Annotated in this window: 18 protein-coding genes; 7 read left to right on the forward strand and 11 right to left on the reverse strand. The window is 66.2% G+C overall.

Annotation, left to right across the window (positions count from 1 at the left end; translation table 11 throughout):
• Positions 1 to 145 precede the first annotated feature (145 nt).
• From QYM46_RS01140 to QYM46_RS01165, 6 genes are all read right to left on the reverse strand, one after another.
• A complete protein-coding gene (locus QYM46_RS01140) occupies positions 146 to 1,225 on the reverse strand; it encodes an alcohol dehydrogenase catalytic domain-containing protein (protein ID WP_432790388.1) in 1,080 nt (359 codons plus the stop codon).
• On the reverse strand, positions 1,222 to 1,914 hold the full coding sequence (locus tag QYM46_RS01145; RefSeq protein WP_432790389.1) for a phosphonatase-like hydrolase: 693 nt from the start codon (positions 1,912 to 1,914) through the stop codon (positions 1,222 to 1,224). Before QYM46_RS01145 ends, QYM46_RS01140 begins: the two co-directional genes overlap by 4 nt.
• A gap of 111 nt (positions 1,915 to 2,025) precedes the next feature.
• Positions 2,026 to 3,705 carry a phosphonate ABC transporter, permease protein PhnE gene (phnE, locus tag QYM46_RS01150; RefSeq protein WP_432790390.1) on the reverse strand — a complete coding sequence of 560 codons (1,680 nt, stop codon included), beginning with the start codon at positions 3,703 to 3,705 and terminating at the stop codon, positions 2,026 to 2,028.
• Complete coding sequence (phnC, locus tag QYM46_RS01155) at positions 3,702 to 4,619, reverse strand: phosphonate ABC transporter ATP-binding protein (RefSeq protein ID WP_432790392.1); 918 nt, start codon at positions 4,617 to 4,619, stop codon at positions 3,702 to 3,704. Before phnC ends, phnE begins: the two co-directional genes overlap by 4 nt.
• 11 nt (positions 4,620 to 4,630) lie before the next feature.
• On the reverse strand, positions 4,631 to 5,569 hold the full coding sequence (locus tag QYM46_RS01160) for a phosphate/phosphite/phosphonate ABC transporter substrate-binding protein (protein WP_432790394.1): 939 nt from the start codon (positions 5,567 to 5,569) through the stop codon (positions 4,631 to 4,633).
• A 343-nt stretch (positions 5,570 to 5,912) separates the two neighbouring features.
• Positions 5,913 to 7,028, reverse strand: coding sequence for a TIGR03364 family FAD-dependent oxidoreductase (locus QYM46_RS01165; RefSeq protein ID WP_432790396.1), 1,116 nt, complete (start codon positions 7,026 to 7,028; stop codon positions 5,913 to 5,915).
• 187 nt (positions 7,029 to 7,215) lie between these two features.
• Between QYM46_RS01165 and QYM46_RS01170 the strand changes: the two genes are divergently transcribed.
• Together QYM46_RS01170 and QYM46_RS01175 are read left to right on the forward strand one after the other, a co-directional pair.
• On the forward strand, positions 7,216 to 7,980 hold the full coding sequence (locus QYM46_RS01170) for a GntR family transcriptional regulator (protein WP_432790398.1): 765 nt from the start codon (positions 7,216 to 7,218) through the stop codon (positions 7,978 to 7,980).
• Between the two features lie 117 nt (positions 7,981 to 8,097).
• On the forward strand, positions 8,098 to 9,543 hold the full coding sequence (locus tag QYM46_RS01175; RefSeq protein ID WP_432790400.1) for a dihydrolipoyl dehydrogenase family protein: 1,446 nt from the start codon (positions 8,098 to 8,100) through the stop codon (positions 9,541 to 9,543).
• A gap of 9 nt (positions 9,544 to 9,552) precedes the next feature.
• Here the strand turns inward: QYM46_RS01175 and QYM46_RS01180 are convergent, their stop codons facing one another.
• Entirely contained in the window at positions 9,553 to 10,734 is a 1,182-nt protein-coding gene (locus QYM46_RS01180) for an SLC13 family permease (RefSeq protein ID WP_432790402.1), read from the reverse strand.
• A gap of 87 nt (positions 10,735 to 10,821) precedes the next feature.
• Here QYM46_RS01180 and QYM46_RS01185 point away from each other — a divergent pair, with 87 nt between their 5' ends.
• The 3 genes from QYM46_RS01185 (at position 10,822) to QYM46_RS01195 (ending at position 12,648) form a co-directional block, all read left to right on the forward strand.
• Entirely contained in the window at positions 10,822 to 11,217 is a 396-nt protein-coding gene (locus tag QYM46_RS01185; protein WP_432790403.1) for an MmcQ/YjbR family DNA-binding protein, read from the forward strand.
• A gap of 81 nt (positions 11,218 to 11,298) precedes the next feature.
• On the forward strand, positions 11,299 to 12,159 hold the full coding sequence (locus QYM46_RS01190; RefSeq protein ID WP_432790405.1) for an aldo/keto reductase: 861 nt from the start codon (positions 11,299 to 11,301) through the stop codon (positions 12,157 to 12,159).
• Between the two features lie 39 nt (positions 12,160 to 12,198).
• Entirely contained in the window at positions 12,199 to 12,648 is a 450-nt protein-coding gene (locus QYM46_RS01195; RefSeq protein ID WP_432790407.1) for a GNAT family N-acetyltransferase, read from the forward strand.
• Here QYM46_RS01195 and QYM46_RS01200 read toward each other — a convergent pair.
• On the reverse strand, positions 12,597 to 12,953 hold the full coding sequence (locus QYM46_RS01200; RefSeq protein WP_432790409.1) for a helix-turn-helix transcriptional regulator: 357 nt from the start codon (positions 12,951 to 12,953) through the stop codon (positions 12,597 to 12,599). The two genes, QYM46_RS01195 and QYM46_RS01200, sit on opposite strands and share 52 nt — an antisense overlap.
• A gap of 2 nt (positions 12,954 to 12,955) precedes the next feature.
• Complete coding sequence (locus tag QYM46_RS01205) at positions 12,956 to 13,411, reverse strand: hypothetical protein (protein ID WP_432790410.1); 456 nt, start codon at positions 13,409 to 13,411, stop codon at positions 12,956 to 12,958.
• A gap of 157 nt (positions 13,412 to 13,568) precedes the next feature.
• Here QYM46_RS01205 and QYM46_RS01210 point away from each other — a divergent pair, with 157 nt between their 5' ends.
• Together QYM46_RS01210 and QYM46_RS01215 are read left to right on the forward strand one after the other, a co-directional pair.
• Positions 13,569 to 14,288 (forward strand): hypothetical protein, encoded by a 720-nt coding sequence (locus QYM46_RS01210; protein WP_432790411.1) that lies wholly within the window; start codon positions 13,569 to 13,571, stop codon positions 14,286 to 14,288.
• A gap of 138 nt (positions 14,289 to 14,426) precedes the next feature.
• Positions 14,427 to 15,995: a PepSY-associated TM helix domain-containing protein gene (locus QYM46_RS01215; protein WP_432790412.1), complete on the forward strand. Its 1,569-nt coding sequence runs from the start codon at positions 14,427 to 14,429 to the stop codon at positions 15,993 to 15,995.
• A gap of 356 nt (positions 15,996 to 16,351) precedes the next feature.
• Here QYM46_RS01215 and QYM46_RS01220 read toward each other — a convergent pair whose 3' ends face one another.
• Complete coding sequence (locus tag QYM46_RS01220) at positions 16,352 to 16,951, reverse strand: DUF4143 domain-containing protein (protein WP_432790413.1); 600 nt, start codon at positions 16,949 to 16,951, stop codon at positions 16,352 to 16,354.
• Positions 16,952 to 16,997: 46 nt separating this feature from the next.
• Entirely contained in the window at positions 16,998 to 17,345 is a 348-nt protein-coding gene (locus QYM46_RS01225; RefSeq protein ID WP_432790414.1) for a nitrilase-related carbon-nitrogen hydrolase, read from the reverse strand.
• Positions 17,346 to 17,417: the final 72 nt, after the last annotated feature.

The following is a 17,417-nucleotide window of genomic DNA, read 5'->3' on the forward strand; positions in this document are numbered from 1 at the left end:
CGCTCGCTCGTTTTCTTCCGGGGCCACGGCCTGTGCTGTTCAGCAGTGTATCGGGCGTGGGGCACCACGATTTCAGTTGTCAGCAACACCTTCCGTGCTACCCGACGGCGGCCCAGCAACCTCGCGCGAGGTTGCTGGGCCGCCGTCACGTAGCAATTAGGGAGACTATTGTGCGGAGGGCCCTTGTCGGGCGCGCGAACTCCTGCGGCAGATCCGTCAACGGGATCGGGCCGCCTAGGATGTCCTTCCACGGCAGAGCGGCACCGTCGGCTGCCAGGAACTCCACGGCCTCGGCCAAGTGGTGGGGTTCGAAATTGTGGACTCCGGTGATCGTGCGCCATCCGCGCACCATCTGCTCGGGATCGATCGACACCTGCGGCCCCGGGGTCACGCTGCCGGCGAGCACCACGGTCCCGCTGATGCCGAGTGAGTCGATGCACGAGCGCACCCCCGCCTCGGCGCCCGAGAGCTCGAGCGCGACATCGACATCAGCGAGCTCCACGCCCGGCTCAACCGACCGAGCAGCCCCCGCCCGTTCGGCCAGAGAGCGACGGTCCGGATGCGGATCGGCGGCGATGACCTCGGCGGCACCGCGAGACAGGGCGGCCCCGACCGCGGTGAGCCCGAGCATCCCGATGCCGTTGACGAAGACACGGCGTCCCCGCAGGTCACCGGCGGCTTCACACATCGCCATGACGGTGGCCACGGCACATCCCGCAGTCGCCGCCACCCCGTCGGGCAGGGAATCCGGCACCGGGACCATGGCCACGCCGGCCGGCAGATGGATATGGCTCGCGTAGGTGCCCGACAGCGCCCAGTCCGACTCACCCGATTCGTGGCCGACCTTGCGCACCGAGGTGCATTTCGCACTCAGCCCGCGTCGACAGTTCCGGCACTGACCGCACACCGAGGTGACCGAGAAGACCACGCGAGTGCCGACGGGCACATCCCCGCGCGTGTCCTCAACGATGCCGACACCTTCGTGGCCGAGCACCGAAGGGCACGCCCCCGGACGACGTCCGCTGACGGTGTGCCGGTCGGATCCGCACACCGTGGCCGCGGTCAGTCGGATGAGGCTCTCGCCCGGTGCCAGGTGCGGCCGGTCGAACTCGCGGAGCTCGAAATCGGCACCGCCGGTCCACACCTGGGCAAACGGCTGAGCGGTCGCGCGGCCACGATCGGCCGCCTCGGTGCCTTTCATCGTCGAATGAGCCTGAACCGTCACTTTGCGTTCACTGCAGCTTCCTGCTCGGCGAGCACCGCGGGCAGGTCCGCCACGGAATCGAGGACGAGGTGCGCGCCCTCGGCCGCGAAATCCTCCCGGCTCAGGTGCCCGGTGAGCACGCCCACGGCGGTGACTTCGGCGCCCAGTGCCGATTCAATATCCGCCGAGGTGTCTCCCACGCTGACGACGGCAGCGCGGTCGGTCACCCCGACGGTCTCCATGACCTTGTTGATCATGTCCGGTGCCGGACGCCCGGCGGGCACCTCGTCGCCGGTGACCGAGACGTCGAAAGTCTGGCCCGGTGCCCACCCCATGGTGGAGAAGATGAGATCGGCGATCTCACGGGAGAACCCGGTGGTCAATCCCACCTTGATCCCGCGCTCCCGCAGAGTCGACAGGGCCTCCTCGATTCCGGGCAGCGGCCGTGGCGGATTTTTGGTGTAGGTTTCGCGCAGCTCGGCACGGAACCACTGCCAGGCCCGCTCGTGGACCTCCTCGGTGACCTCGACCCCGCCGAGGCGGAGCAGATTCTCGATCGCCCAGTGCTTCTCCGTGCCCATCCACTTCTGGAAGACCTGATCGGAGTAGTCCGCGCCCTCGCGTTCGGTGGCCTCGCGCAGCACGCGGTAGACCTCGTCACGTTCGTCGATGGTGGTTCCGGCCATGTCGAAGACGGCAAGTTGTCTCATGTCGATTCTCTTTCTCTTGCGGTGGTGCCCACGCGAGTTCGTGGGCTCTGCTTCGCCCGCTTGGTCGGCGGACGGAAATCTCGGCGGGCGGGTGGACTTGATTGCGCAGGCTCAGCGCACGGCTCGGCGCAGCCACATGGACAGGGCTTCGACTGCGAGGACGACGGCGACCATGAGGATGAGCACCATCGTCACGACATCGAACTGGTTGACCCGCGAGGCGTTGAGCAGCAGGAATCCGATTCCTCCGGCGCCGACGACGCCGAGCAGCGTGGCCGAGCGGATGTTCGTATCGAGCAGGTACATGATGTGGGCGACGAACGCCGGTGCCGCCTGCCGCAGGGTGGCCGAGAAGAACACCTGCGCCTCGCCGGCTCCGGTGGCCCGCACCGCCTCCTGGACCTGGAGGTCCGTCTCCTCGATGGAGTCGGCGATGAGCTTCGAGAGCAGGCCGATCGCACCGATGGACAGGGCCAGGGTTCCGGCCACCTCGCCGAGTCCGGAGATGACGACGAAGATGATCGCGAGGATGAGTTCGGGAATGCCGCGGACGACGACGATGAGGACCCGGAACGCCTGGTGCACGGCCCGGTTCGCCACGACGTTGCGGGCGGCGAGGACGCCGATGGGCACCGCGAGGATCGCCCCGATGAACGTCGCCGCCAGCGAGATCTGAATGGTGACGAGCAGCTGCTCGACGAGGTTGGTAAGCGTCCCGCCGGTCGACGGCGGGAAGAACAGGCTCACGGTCTGCGGCAGGTCGAGCAGACCCGCGGCCAGTGCCGACCATGACACGTCCACCCGCCACAGGGCGGCGATCGTGAGGACGATGAGCACCGCCGCCGAGGCGAAACGACGGAACCGTGCCACGCTCCACGGCGGGGTGAGGTCGAGGTCCCCGACCCCGGTGACCCGGCCCCGGTTGACCATCCGGTCGACCCAGGTGCCGCCGGTGATCGTCGCCCCCGTCGAGGCCATGAGCGCGGCCCGGATGGATCCGGAGACGAGCTCGATGACGATGCACAGGATGAGCACGATGACCGCCAGCGCCATTCCGCGCTGGTAGTCCAGGGTGCGCAGCGAGTCCGCGATGGCCAGACCGATTCCGCCGACGCCGACGTAGCCGAGCAGCACCGAGGTGCGCAGGTTGATGTCGAACCGGTGCAGGGCAGTGGCGATGAGCTGCGGCATGAGCGACTGCGGGATCGCGGTGAGGATCTGCTGGGAGCGGCTGCCGCCGAGAGCTTCGATCGATTCGCGGGGCCCATCGTCGAGCTCTTCGATGGCATCGGCGTAGAGCTTGCCGATCATCCCCACCGAATGGATGCCCATGGCGATGATGCCGGCCGTGGCTCCGAGTCCGATCATCCGCAGGAACACGATGGCGAGCACGAGGTCGGGAATCGCCCTGGCCAGCACGATGAGGGCCCGTGCCGTCCACTGCGAACCGCGACCCATCCGGGTGGGGTGAGCCGCGAAGAGGGCGACGGGGATCGAGAGTACGACGGAGAGCAGAGTCGCCAAGAATACGATCGCCAGAGTCTCGACGACAAGCGAGACGGTCTCACCGAAAGCCGGGAAGTCGAGTGGGACGATGCGGGAGAAGAACCCCACGGCATTGTCGAACGACGAGGCGATCGTGGCGATGTCGATGCCCAGTGACCACACCGACCAGGCACCGGCAGCGGCGAGGCCGATGAGCACGATGACGGCCACCGTGGAGTTCCCCGACGGACGGGGACGCTGCGGTTCGACGACGGCGGGAGCCTCACGGTCGAGTACGAGACTCATCGGGTGGCTCCCACCCGGGCGGCCGCCTCTGCGCGGGACTTCGCGGTCTGCGATCCGACGATGGTCGCATCGGCACGGTCGCCCGCCTCGGCGGCGGTGTCCATTCCGGATACGCTCGAGTAGATCTGGGAGGCCTCCTCGGCGCTGAGCCCGGCGGTCTTGCGGTCGAGGACGACCCGGCCGGTGCGCAGACCGATGATCCGGTCGGCGAAATCGATGGCCAGCTGCACCTGGTGCAGGGAGGCGATGACGGTCAGGTCGTCCTCGGCCGAGATCTGCCGCAGCAGGTCGATGACGTCGCGGGCCGATACCGGGTCGAGGGAGGCGACCGGCTCATCGGCGAGCAGCACCGTCGGGTGCTGCATGAGTGCGCGGGCGATCGCGACCCGCTGCTGCTGACCGCCGGAGAGCGTGTCGGCGCGCTGGTAGGCACGGTCGGCGAGACCGACGCGGTCGAGTTTCTCGAGGGCTTCGCGACGGATGGCCTTCGGGTACATCATCAGGGTGATGCGCGGTCCGCGCAGCGATCCGAGCGCGCCAGCGCAGACGTTCTCGAGCACGGACATCGGTCCGACGAGGTTGAAGGACTGGAAGATGACGCCGATGTCGCGGCGCACGGCCTTCAGCTCGGAGCGGCGCAGCCGGTCCATATCCTGGCTGAGGACCCGCACCCTCCCCGAGGTGGGACTGTGCAGTCCGTTGATATGGCGTAAGAGGGTGGATTTGCCGGAGCCGGAGAGACCGAGGAGGACGCTGATCCCGCCGGTGCGGAACCCGAGGTTGACGTCGTCGAGGCCGAGCACTCCGCCGCCGAAGTCCTTCGTGACATGATCGAGCTGGACGGAATAGATGGAGTCGATCTCCGTCTGGAGCTCAGGCGTCGTCGGGTTGGAAGTGGGGTGAGGGTGTGTCATGGTCATCCTTCTCAGCCGACGTTCTTGCAGGCGTCGGCCTGGGTGGCGTCGCAGATGTCGCGGATCGAATCGAAGTCTGCGTCGGAGACTTCCTTGTAGCCGTAGGTGATCTCTTCGGGCAGAACGCAGTCGTCCTCGGAATCGCAGATTCCGGCCTCGACCATGGCCGGGACGTTGGCCTTCTCGCGCAGGATGTTGGTGATTTTCGCGGCCGTATCGGCGTCGAGGGAGTCGTTGTTCACCGCGATCGGGTCCTCGGTGATCGAGTCGGACTCCCAGACGGGTTCGAGGCTGCCCTTGTCGACCTGGCCGGACTTCTCGAGGGTGGTGAGCATGGCATCGTGGGCGAACGCGGCATCGCAGTCACCGGAATTCAGAGACAGGAGTGAGGCGTCGTGCCCGCCGGAGAGCACCGGTTCGAGGTCCTTGTCCATGTCGATGCCGTCGTCCTGCAGACCCTTCATCGGCACGAGGTAGCCGGAGGTCGAGGCCTTGTCGACGAAGCAGACCTTCTTGCCCTTGAGGTCCTTGAGGCTCGTGACGTCCGAGCCCTTCTTCACATAGGCCAGCGACGTATAGGCCGGATCCTTGGCCTTGTCGTTCGTCGGTGCTGCGGCGGGTTCGATGTCGATGCCCGAGTCCTTCGCGATGACATAGGCGAAGGGGCCGAAGGAGGCGGCATCGATCTGGCCGGCGCGCATGCCTTCGATGACGGCGGCGTAGTCCGAGGCGTTCTGGAATTCGACCTTCTGGCCGGTCTCCTCCTCGAGCAGCTTCGTGACGTTCTCGAAGGAAGACTCGAGCGTCGAGGAGGATTCGGCGGGGACGGCGGCGAAGGTGATCGTGTCGTCGCCGGATCCTCCGGAGCTGCCGCACGCGGCGAGCAGGGGCAGGGCGAGGAGGCCGGCGGTGATCGTGCGGACCGCCTTGGAGCGGAGGAAGGAGGTCATGGTGGGGTTGCCTTTCGAAGAGCAGGTTGCGATACGGGAGTGATCGTTCGCATTCATCCTGTCGAGCCCATCAACGAATGTCTATACAAGTTTGGGCAGTTCACCGACTGGACATGACAACTTCACGGTCGGTTCGGAGTTACCCCGACGTATCGTGGCGACGGTCACTGAAACGGTCGGGCGGGTCCGAGCCGGGCGACGCATCTCTGGGGGCATCGAGCCGGCCCCAGTCGTCGAGCCGGCCCCAGTTGTCGAACCGGCCCCGAGGCGGTCGCGTGGATGGGCGCGACCACCTCGGGGCCGGATGGACTTGATGGTGTCAGGGCGAGGAGGGGGAGTTGCCTCAGATGTCAGCGGTGCCGCCGGAGAGGATGAGATCGGCGATGCCGAACGACAGGGTCATGCCGATCCCCGAGGCGACGACGGCGACGGTCGTGCGCTCGTCCGGGCGTTCGAGGACGAGGTTCGTCGTCGGGCTGTCGGCGTACATGCCCAGCCACCGCTGCAGCACGGTGGGGCGTTCGATCCCGAGCATCGAGGCGGCTCGATCGAGCAGAAGGGCGCCGATGCTCTCATCGATGAAGGGATCCGGACTGAGGTCGTAGGCGTGCGAATCGCCGATGAGCAGGCCCTGCGGAATGTCGGTGACCATGAGGTTCGCGATGCAGCCGCGCAGCTCGGGTTCCCGTTCGTCGAGGTCGTGGCGCAGCGTCTCGGCGCCGGGCATGGCGGCGAACCCGTCGTAGCGGGCCAGCGACGTGCCGGTGAGCATCGCGAAGCCTGTCGGAATGTGCTGCGGGGCTTCGATGAGCGACATCACGAGCGAGCAGATGCGGATCTCGTGGGCGTCGGCGATCTCGGGGAAGAGGCTTGTCAGCTGATAGCCCGGACAGACGACGACCTGCTCGGCATGGAAGTCCCCGCGCGTCGTCGACACGGTGCCGTCGGCCACCGAGGTGACCTGCGTGTTCCACGTGAACTCCACGCCCTGGCGGGCCAGCCATGCGGCGATCGTGGGGGCTGCCCGGCGGGGGTCGACGCGCATGTCCAGGGGCAGATGGGCCCCGCCGACGGCCGCGAGTCCGGGGTTGCCGACCGCCTCGGCGATCGTGTCCGGGTCGAGCAGCCGTGCCTGCTCGGGGCCGCGATGAGCGGCGAACTGTTCGAGGACGGTGAGCTCGGTCTCGGTCATCGCGGGGATGAAGGTTCCTGTCTCGGCAGCCCAGAGCCCGGTAGCGGCCGCGGCATCGAGCCAGCCCTCGCGGGCCTTCGCGGCGATCGGCTGTGCGGAATCGGACTGGCCGGTGAAGCAGGCGTGCCCGAAGTTCTGGATGGACGAGCCCACGGGGCGGTCGGAGCGGTCGATGATGTGGACGCTGCGCCCCTGTCGGTGGGCGAGGAATGCGGTGGCCAGGCCGAGGATGCCCGAGCCGGTGATGATGAGATCTGTTGTCGGCATTCCCTCATATTCGTGCGGATGTGCCGTAAGATGAAGATATGTATGTACAAGTTTGATGTCTGTTCACCTGAATGTGACATTCGGACTCCGTTGAGCCATTGCGAGTTCACCGAGACAGCACCGCCGCGACCATGGGCTGCTGTTCTCTGAGCCGCCGCAGGGACATCGTCGAAGGAGAAGTGAGGTCATGACCACCGGCCCGAGGCACCGCACGCGTCAGCAGCATGACGAGATCGCGCACTATCTGCGCACGGCGATCCGTGAAGGTTCGTTCCAGCCCGGCGATGAGCTGCCCTCCGAGGCAGAGCTGACACGGAAGTTCGCAAGCTCCCGCGGACCCGTGCGGCAGGCGATGTCCGCTCTGCGCGGGGAGGGGCTGATCTCCTCGGGGCGGGGGAGGCGCACGGTCGTGCTCGACAACGTCCTCACCCAGTCCTTCGACGACGTCATCTCCTTCTCTCAGTGGTGTCACGCCTCGGACATCGTGCCCGGCCAGGTCACGCAGCGCGTGGCACGGGAGCCGGCGGAAAAGTCGCTTGCAGCGAGCCTGCGGATCGAAGAGGGCGATCCGATCGTCTCGGTGTTCCGGCTGCGGCTCATGGACGACGCTCCGGCCATGGTCGAGAGGCTGAATTACCCATTCGAGTTCGGTCGGCACGTGTTGGCCTTCGACACGGATTCCGGGTCGATCTATCAGGAGCTCATCGACCAGGGAGTCGACATCAACCGGGCGTCGCGGACCATCGACGCGGTGGGTGCGAACGACGACGACGCCAAGCTCCTCGATGTCCCCGTGGGCACCCCGCTGCTGCGGGTGCGTCGGCGGGCGTTCACGACTGCCGGTGATGTCATCGAATCCTCCGATGATCGGTACCTGCCGTGGAAGGCGAGCTTCACGATGAACTCCACCCGCGGAAACCCGAGCTCCATGTCCCTCATCTCCGGCGACTGAAAAGCCTTATTGCTACCCGACGGCGGCCCAGCAACCTCGCGCGAGGTATCTGTGCCGCCGTCGGGTAGCAATAAGGGGCGAGTACAGTGACAGACACCGACCTCGAGAGGACTGAGCATGACCACAGAGACAGTGACACAGCAGGCCACCTCGCCCGAAGCCACCCCATCCTCCACCCCCACCGGCACCGACCACACCGAACACGTCGACCTCCTCGTCATCGGCTGGGGCAAGGGCGGCAAGACGCTGGCCGGGACCATGGCTCGCGCCGGCAAGAAGGTCGCCGTCGTCGAACAGTCGGAGATGATGATCGGCGGCTCCTGCATCAACATCGCCTGCATCCCCACGAAGATCCTCGTCCACGACGCCGAGAACAAACGCGCCGATGACGACACCGACAAATACTTTGCCAAGGCCGTCAAACGCCGCGACACCCTGACCGGTGCGATGCGGAAGAAGAACCATTCGATGCTCGCCGACCTCGACTCGGTGCTGCTGGTCAACGGCCGCGCCGAGTTCACCGGCGAACGCGAAGTCCGTGTCACCGGCGGCGCCGACACCATGACGATCACCGCCGACACCGTCGTTGTCAACACCGGATCCGTCGCCAACATCCCACCCATCGACGGCGCGCAGCTCGGCGGCCGCATCCACGACTCCGAATCCCTGCAGCACGTCGACCCGTTCCCGAATCGCCTCGTCATCGTCGGCGGAGGCTACATCGGACTTGAATTCGGATCGATGTTCGCCCACTTCGGTTCGCAGGTCACCGTCCTTGACCGCGGACCCCGCCCGCTCGCGAACGAAGACGACGACGTCGCCGAGGTCGTCGCCGAGGCCCTCGTCGACGACGGCGTCACCATCGTCAACGGCGCCTCCGTGACCGCAGTCAACGACGGCGCCGAGGCCGCGACCGTGACCTATGAGGTTGGCGGTGAGGCGCAGACCATCGACGCCGAGGCGGTCCTGCTGGCCGTCGGACGCAAGCCCGCCACCGCCGACCTCGGACTTGAGAAGGCCGGCATCGAGACTGACGAACGCGGGTTCATCGTCACCGATGAGTACCTGCGCACCTCCGCCGAGGGTGTGTACGCGTTCGGCGACGTCAACGGCGGCCCGATGTTCACCTACATCTCGCTCGACGACAACCGGATCCTCGCCGATCAGCTCCTCGGCGAGGGCAAACGGTCGACGAAGGACCGCGGATCCGTGCCGTACACGATGTTCCTCACCCCGCCCGTCGCCCGCGTCGGCCTCACCGAGAAGGCCGCCCGCGAAGAGGGTTATGAGATCAAGGTCGGTGCGAAGCTCCAGGCCGATATCGCCGCGGCTCCGCGGGCGAAGATCGAAGGCGACCCCCGCGGAATCGTCAAGTTCGTCGTCGACGCGACAACCGACCACGTCCTCGGCGCGGCACTCGTCCACGTGCACTCGCAGGAGGTCATCAACACCGTGGCGCTCGCCATGCGCCACGATGTGACCGCGACCGAGCTGCGCGACACGATCTACACCCACCCCTCGGCCACCGAGGCGCTCAACGAGGTGCTCGGCACCCTCGAGTGAGCTGACTGCTCAGCTCAGGCAGAGAGCAAGCACGCAGGCGGGCACGAGGACGATGATGAGGAGAAGTCCGAGCCGGGCGTAGCGACGCCAGGAGATCTCCACGTCGAGACTCGTCAACTGCTGATGCCACAGCAGAGTCGCCAGGGACGCCCACGGTGAGATCAGCGGGGCCAGGTTGACCCCGATGAGCAGGGCGGCCATGCGCAACGGGGACTCGGCGATTGGGGTGAGGGCGAGGAACGCCGGCAGATTGTTCACCGCATTCGCACCCAAGGCGCCGACCGCCGCCACCTGCAGCAAGCTGCCGAGGTCCTTACCGGTGCCGCTGGCCGAGGCCAACAGCGACCCGAGCCCGTGCACGTGGGCGGCCTCGACGAGGACGAAGAGGCTCGTCGCGAACACCAGAGTCCGCCACGGCACAATGTCGAAGCTCAGCTCACCGCGATTGCGGATCGCGAAGGCGATGAGCAGCACCACGGCGCCCCCACCGGCAACGATAGCGACCGGGATTCCGGACACGAGCAGCGGCACGAGCAGGCCCACAACGATCATGGCGACGATGAGCAGGGGACGGTCGGCCACCTCGGCGGGGGTGTCGAGCCGGTACCGACCTCTCAGCGATCGGCGGTAGATGATCGAGAGCGCAGCGACGGTGATGAGCACCGCCGTCAGGGCCGGCACCCACAGGGCGGTGATGAAGTCACTCGGGTGCGGCCCGAAGGTGTCGGCGGCGATGAGGTTCGTCAGATTGGACACCGGGAGGAACAGGGAGGCCGTGTTCGCCAGCCACACGGTGGCCAGGGCGAAGGGCAGGAGCGACAGGCCGACTCGGCGAGCCAAGACAACGACGATCGGGGTGACGAGGACCGCCGTGGTGTCCAAGGACATGAACGCAGTGATGAGCACGGTCATGACGAGGACGAGAACCCACAGCATCGCCACACGTCCGCGACCCCACCGCGCGAGATGTCCGGCCAGAACCGTGAAGACCCCCGCGACGTTCGCCAGCTTCGCCACGATGGTCATCGTCAGGACGAACGCGAGCACCGGAACCGTGGTCGTCGACAGCTCGCCGATCTCAGCCCATGTCAGGCCTCCTGCGGCCACGACGAGGACAGCCGCGACCGCGAGGACCAGGGTCACCGCGCGGACCCCGTGCTGGCGCAGCCGGAGGGATGGCGTTTCACTCACAGAATGGACAGTACGCCGTGGGTGAGGCAATCCGCGTACCGAAGGTGTTCGGTTCTGCGGAGGTGAGGCAGGCAGTACCGTTGACTCATGGCGCATCCGCAGATGTTCGATGACGACGATCCGATGCTCGAGCGGGTCCGCGCGATCGCGCTGGGCCTGCCCGAGGCGGCCGAGAAGATCTCCCACGGCAGGCCGGCCTTCTTCACGAAGAAGATCTTCGCTCATTACAGCGGCACCGAGAAGCACGACTCGGGGGCGATGGTGCAGCACCCGCAGGCACTGCTCGTCCTGCTCGACCCCATGAACGCCGAGGCGGTGCTCGAGCAGCCGGGCAGCTTCATTCCCATGTACCTGGGGCCCTCCGGCTGGGTCGGCCTGGAAATCGCCGACCTCGATGACGGAGAGATCCGAGAACTGCTCGTCGATTCGTACCGGAACACCGCCTCGGCGAGGTTGATCAAGGCGCTCGACGCTCAGGAGTGAGCAACCGTTCGCCCCCACCTCCACTCAAACTCACGATGAACACCCTGGCCAGCGCAGCCTCGGCGGTCATAGGGTTGGGCCATGGCCAACTTCTCTGACTACACCACTCCAGCCTTCATCCCCACCATCGACCTCAACGACGGGCGTGCGATTCCGCAGCTCGGGCTCGGCATCTACGCGATGAAGGGCGAGGAGGGCATCGACGCGATCGATGCGGGCATCGACAACGGCTACCGCCTCCTCGATACCGCGGTGAACTACGAGAACGAGCGCGAGGTCGGTCAGGCCATCGTGAACAACGGCATCCCACGCGAGGAACTGTTCGTCACGAGCAAGATCCCCGGCCGCCACCACGGCTTCGACGAGGCGATCGCCAGTACCGAGGAATCGCTGGCCCGACTCGGCCTCGACTACCTCGACCTCCACCTCATCCACTGGCCCAACCCCAGCGTCGGCAAGTACGTCGAGACCTGGGAGGGCCTCATCGAGCTGCGCGATCGCGGGCTCGTGAAGTCCATCGGCGTCTCGAACTTCACCGCCGAAATGCTCACCGAACTGACCGAGAAGACCGGAGTCGCCCCGGCCGTCAACCAGGTCGAGCTGCACCCGTACTTCCCGCAGACCGAGCTCGTGGCGTTCCACAAGTCGATCGGCGTGCAGACCGAGAGCTGGTCCCCGCTCTACCGTGACCAGGGGCTGTTCGACGAAGCCCCCATCGCCGAGGCGGCCGCCGCCCATGGCGTGACCCCGGCCCAGGTGGTTCTGCGCTGGCATATCGAGATCGGGAGCATCCCGATCCCGAAATCGGCGAACTTCGACCGTCAACGCTCCAATGCCGATGTCTTCGAGTTCGAACTCACCCGCGCCGAGGTGGCGGCCATCTCCGGACTCGAGCGCGGCCGGATGAAGGGCCGGGATCCGCTCACCCACGAAGAGATGTGAGGCAGCACGGCAGTTGTTGACGCCGACTGCGGGGACAACGTGGAATTCCGACGGACGACCAGAGCCGACTTTCCGCTGCTCGCGCGATGGCTCAGTTCGCCCCGTATTGCGCGATTCTGGAACCACGAGACCACGTCGGAGGCGATCGAACGGGACTTCGGCGGCAGCATCGACGGCTCCGAACCGTCATTCGACTTCATCGTCGAGGACGCCGGGGTACCGGTCGGGTTCATCCAACGCAGTGCGATCTGGGATTATGCGGACGAGCAACGGGAACTCATCGCTCTGGCCGACGCACCGAGGGATGCGCTGACGATCGACTACTTCATCGGAGAGGTCACCGCGACAGGCAAGGGCATCGGCACACGGATGATCCGGGAGTTCACCGAACTCTGCTTCACTGATGCCGCCATCGCCGGTTCAGGGCCCCGCTCCTGTCATTCTTGTTCCGGCACCTCGACGAGGTGGCCCCGGATTCCCGTCAGGTAGCTCGCTCCCAGCGTGGTCAGGGACAGCAGTTTGCGTTTTGCCCCGGTTCTCGGGGCATCGACGGCCGTGCTGACCAGGAGTCCGGAGTCCTGCAGCCTCTTGATCGTGCGGTAGAGGCCGCGTTCGGTGATCTGCCAGCCGGTGGCGGCGGTGACCGCCTCGGCGATGGTCGAGATCTCGGCCGGCTGATGCGTGGCGACGAGCGAGAGCGTGATCGGGGTGAGCATCGACTTCTTGTAGGTCTCGACCCAGGAGTCGACGCGGTGGTCGAGCCATTCGCGCTCTTCCGGGGTTTCGGCCGCCACGCTCAGTCCTCCCAGCCGCGGCCGAGGACCGAACCGACGAGATGGATGAGCAGGCCGAGTCCCCAGAGTCCGCTCATGACGATGGTGACTCCGATCCACGAGCCGCCGAGCGCCATATGGAGGTTCTCCGCGGCCGACGTATCAATGGTGCGGCCTGCGTCTATGAGGCGGACGAGCGCATGGAGGTTGTACGACATCGTCACGGTGACGAACGCGATGGCATGGGCGATGACGACTCCGAAGCGGACACGCTTGAGCACGCGCAGGATCCGCCACAGCCACACCGCGATTCCCAGCGCTACGACGGCGGTGAGGATGCCGGCGAGGATCGTGACCTCGCCGCCGGTGGCCGCAATGACGATCTGGACGATGGCCATGGCGACGATGAGTCCGAGCATGTACGGCAGCAGCAGAGTGCGGGCATTGGCGGACGATGATGTCTGCGAGGATGTGGACATATTGGTACTGTACCTATGGTTCACTGCAGATGGCAAGAGTATCCTCTGGACATCTCTCCGGGGAACGTCGGCCGAGGGATATCCCGGAGCGGCAGGACCGTCTTGTCTCGCGCGGCACCGCTGTGCGCAGGGCTTGTGTGAAAATAGGCCCGTGGGGATGAGGATCAGGCACCGGCGCGCTCTGCGCGGCACCCTCGCCGCGAGCGCGGCGACGTTCGTCGCACTGACGTCGCACATCCTCGGCGGGGGAGCCTTTCCGACCACGATGGGCCTCATCGTGCCGCTGGCGCTGTCGATCCTCGTCTGCGTTGCGCTCGCCGGGCACCGACTGTCGCTGCCGCGCCTGACGGTCTCCGTCGGGATCAGCCAGACGCTCTTCCACCTCCTGTTCTCCCTCTTCACGCCGACCGCTTCCGGTGGGCCTGGTGCTTCGACACGATCCGACGGCGGGCTCGCCGCTCTCCTCGGTTCGCATTCGCAGCACGCGTCGATGCAGACGACCCACCATGCATCGATGAACTCGATGCCCAGCGGTGCGATGCAGATGACCCATGACTCTGCGGTCATGCCTGCCATGGACGGGTCGGGCGGTGCAGCCGCCGAGATGCACGCGCACTCCTCGCCGGCGATGCTGCTGGCCCACTGCGTTGCCGGGATCGTCACCATCGCGATGATCTACTGGGGCGAACGCCTACCGGTCATGCTCGGCGAATTCGCCCGCCTCATCATCCGCGCGGTCATCCCTCGCCTCGCCGTCTCGCGACCGCCGATCGGGAAACCGCGGGCACTCATCGGATTCGAGCCCGAGCTGCCGCGCAGCCTCGGCGTCCTCCGCTCACCGGTGCTGCGGCGGGGCCCGCCGCAGCCTGCAGTCTGACACTCAACACATCCGCGCATCGGCTCCCGTGAGCCGGTGCGATCACTGCTGAGCCCATCTGGTCGTCGACCGCGTCTGCCCGTCGAAAGCATCAGGCCGACCAGATCCGGCTCAGCACAATTGAGAGAGAGCATCACCATGACCACACCGTCATCAACCGTGCCCGAAAACTCGGGCCCGGACTCCACCGGCCGAGATCTCACCAGGAACAATCCAGTACCTGACCACCGAACCGGCCGTCCCGGCCGACGACCTTCCAGCCAACCGCATCGACCCGACCGCCGCCTCCCATGGCTCGGCCCGCTCCTGCGGCGCCTGCACTTCTACGCGGGGATCCTCATCGGCCCGTTCATTCTCATCGCCGCGCTCACCGGGGCGGCCTACGCCATCAGCCCGACGTTGGAGAAGGCGATCTACGCTGATGAGCTCAGCGTCCCCGCGACCGACCATTCGCTTCCTCTGGCCGACCAGGTCACGGCCGCGAACGCCGTCGTCGGAGACGCCGACGCGACACTGTCCGCCGTCCGCCCGGCACCCGAACCGGGCGACACCACGCGCGTGATGTATTCCGACCCCAGCCTCGGGGAGAGCGAATCTCGGGCCATCTTCGTCGACCCCTCCACCGCCGAGGTGGTCGGTGACCTCACCGTGTACGGCACCTCGGGTGCCCTGCCGCTGCGGACGTGGATCGATCAGATGCACCGCAGCCTCCACCTCGGCGACGTCGGACGGTTCTACAGCGAACTCGCCGCCTCATGGATGGGAATCGTCGCCGCCGCGGGGATCGTGCTCTGGGTCCTCCGCGCTCGGCGGACGAGGAAACCGCTGGCCATGCTGCGACCGAGCCGGAAGCACCAGGGGCTGAGGCGCACTTTCTCCTGGCACGCCTCGGTAGGGATCTGGGCGGCGATCGGGATGCTGTTCCTCTCGGCCACCGGGATCACCTGGTCGCAGCTGGGCGGGGACAACGTGACGAAGCTGCGTGCCGCGCTGAGCTGGGAGACCCCGGCGGTGTCGACGGAACTCGGCGGTGCCTCGGCGACCGGCGAGCACGCCCGTCATGGTGGCAACTCGTCCGCCGAGGCGGCCGGCAGTGCCGCTGATCATGCCGCAATCGACCCGGCCGACTTCGACATGATGCTGTCGATGGGACACGGGGTCAACATCGACACCGGGCTCGTCGAGATCCGGCCACCTGCCGATGACCACTCGGCGTGGGTGGTTCAGGAGATCCAGCGCAGCTTCCCCACGAAGGTCGACGCTGTGGCCTTCGACCCGACGACGATGGAGGTCACCGATCGCGTCGACTTCGCCGACTACAGCGTGCCTGCGAAGCTCGCCCGCTGGGGCATCGACGTGCACATGGGATCGATGTTCGGACTGGCCAACCAGATCGTGCTCTTCGTCCTGGCCATCGGCATCGCGTCGATGGTCGTGTGGGGCTACGTGATGTGGTGGCAGCGTCGGCCGAAGCGTGGACCGGTGACACGGTTCGAAGCCGCGAGGGTCGGGCGTGCCCCGGAACGTGGTGCGCTGAATGAGGCGCCGTGGTGGGGGATGGGTGCCGTCGCGCTCGGCGCCATTGCGATCGGTCTGTTCCTGCCGTTGGTGGGCATCAGCCTCGCAGTCTTCGTCGTCATCGATGTGCTGCTCGGGGTGAGGGCGCGACGGCGTCGGAGCCGCGACGCCGTGCTGGTGCGCCGCTAGAGCAGCGTCCATGGAACCTGCACCCGCCGGCTCGAGCGCGGATGATCGTCAGATTGTGGGTCGTCCGCGTCTCAGCCGGCCGGCGGTGCAGGGTTTCGCGCGTGGGGCCGCCCGGGAGCCGGGCACCGGAACTGAGCGATTATGCTGCTCGGCGCGATACCATGCCTGATGTGGATGCAGATCACCACTCTCCTACGCCTGACTTACTCCGAGACTGGCTGCTGTTCCGCTGAATCGGTCGTCCTTGGCACGACCGTGATCAGGGTCCGAGAAGTCCCAATGGACTGACGTCGATCCCATCGTCTCGACGATAGGCGCCGGGACCCGTGTTGATGACGGCCGCATCCACCAGCCGATCACTGATCTGGTTGCGCAGCCAGAGGAGATGACGGACATCGGAATTCGTGACCGTCGCCGAGGAGTGTTCCTTCCTTCGGGCCGATAGCGAAGCCCTTTCCGTCCAGTAAGACCTCGGATGTCATGCCCATGAGGCAAGCAGCCAGTGCAGGGTCGACCAGATGATGTTTAGGGCTGCTCTGCAGCCGACTGAGCTCCGACCCGCTAGCTGTCCATGCGGGAACCGGGTCGAGGACCCAGATCTGAGTGAGCAGATCTCTGTATTTAGAGGCGATCTGTCTATTCGGCTTGTCGGCGAATCCGGCTGTCGCGCCATTGAGTATTCGCGTGTAGCTCGCCGTTGTCGACATCGCTGCTGCGTATGCTCTGAGCCAGTCGATGAGAACATCCGGTCTGCGTACGGACACACCTGAATCAGGGATGTCTCTGTCGACGAAATTTCGTATGTAGCTGTCGATCTGCGCTCTCAGTGCGCGACCCGATAAGTTCTGCAGGCCGGGGAATCCCGAGGGCGCAAGAGCATCGACATAGTCTTTCAGCCGGAGCGTGGTCAGCCCCTTGAGATCGGGGGTGTTCCTGACAGGAGGCGAACCCGGCAAATAGCAGGAATTCTATCCCGCAGATAGCAGGACCTGAGCTCAGCAGTCAGCCGGTCCGTCCGGCCGAGTCGACGTCGGTCGGTCGTCGACGGTGGGAGCGCAGTAGAGTTCGACTCCCTGGGCATACATCGCCTGGCGCACCAGGGGGCATGCCATTCTCCAAGCAGATGACGCTGCCTACTCTTCCGATCAGAGTGTCGATCGTGTCGAGTGTCGAACCGTCCTCGGAGCCCCAGATGACGAGCTCGGTGCCGTTGGGCATGACATTCCGATGTACACCGACGACGCTGGGGTCCGAATCGATCATCAGCGCCGTGCGGTAGAGCGTGTTGCAGACGCCTTCGATGACGACGAAGGTGCCGACTTCGTGGGCTGCATTCTCGAACCTGCTCATCTCGGAGCTATCGATCGCGATTCCGCCGTCGAAGGACCGCCCGAACTTGGCACTGCCCTGCTCTGACCCTCG

Origin of the sequence: Brevibacterium sp. K11IcPPYGO002 (assembly GCF_050920635.1) — a bacterium.
Taxonomy (GTDB): Bacteria; Actinomycetota; Actinomycetes; order Actinomycetales; family Brevibacteriaceae; genus Brevibacterium.

Bases quoted from the DNA above. Each gene is read 5' to 3' on its own strand.
- QYM46_RS01145 (WP_432790389.1), bottom strand. From the start codon at position 1,914: ATGAGACAACTTGCCGTCTTCGACATGGCCGGAACCACCATCGACGAA.
- phnE (WP_432790390.1), bottom strand. From the start codon at position 3,705: ATGAGTCTCGTACTCGACCGTGAGGCTCCCGCCGTCGTCGAACCGCAG.
- phnC (WP_432790392.1), bottom strand. From the start codon at position 4,619: ATGACACACCCTCACCCCACTTCCAACCCGACGACGCCTGAGCTCCAG.
- QYM46_RS01160 (WP_432790394.1), bottom strand. From the start codon at position 5,569: ATGACCTCCTTCCTCCGCTCCAAGGCGGTCCGCACGATCACCGCCGGC.
- QYM46_RS01165 (WP_432790396.1), bottom strand. From the start codon at position 7,028: ATGCCGACAACAGATCTCATCATCACCGGCTCGGGCATCCTCGGCCTG.
- QYM46_RS01170 (WP_432790398.1), top strand. From the start codon at position 7,216: ATGACCACCGGCCCGAGGCACCGCACGCGTCAGCAGCATGACGAGATC.
- QYM46_RS01175 (WP_432790400.1), top strand. From the start codon at position 8,098: ATGACCACAGAGACAGTGACACAGCAGGCCACCTCGCCCGAAGCCACC.
- QYM46_RS01185 (WP_432790403.1), top strand. From the start codon at position 10,822: ATGGCGCATCCGCAGATGTTCGATGACGACGATCCGATGCTCGAGCGG.
- QYM46_RS01190 (WP_432790405.1), top strand. From the start codon at position 11,299: ATGGCCAACTTCTCTGACTACACCACTCCAGCCTTCATCCCCACCATC.
- QYM46_RS01205 (WP_432790410.1), bottom strand. From the start codon at position 13,411: ATGTCCACATCCTCGCAGACATCATCGTCCGCCAATGCCCGCACTCTG.
- QYM46_RS01210 (WP_432790411.1), top strand. From the start codon at position 13,569: ATGAGGATCAGGCACCGGCGCGCTCTGCGCGGCACCCTCGCCGCGAGC.
- QYM46_RS01215 (WP_432790412.1), top strand. From the start codon at position 14,427: ATGACCACACCGTCATCAACCGTGCCCGAAAACTCGGGCCCGGACTCC.
- QYM46_RS01225 (WP_432790414.1), bottom strand. From the start codon at position 17,345: ATGAGCAGGTTCGAGAATGCAGCCCACGAAGTCGGCACCTTCGTCGTC.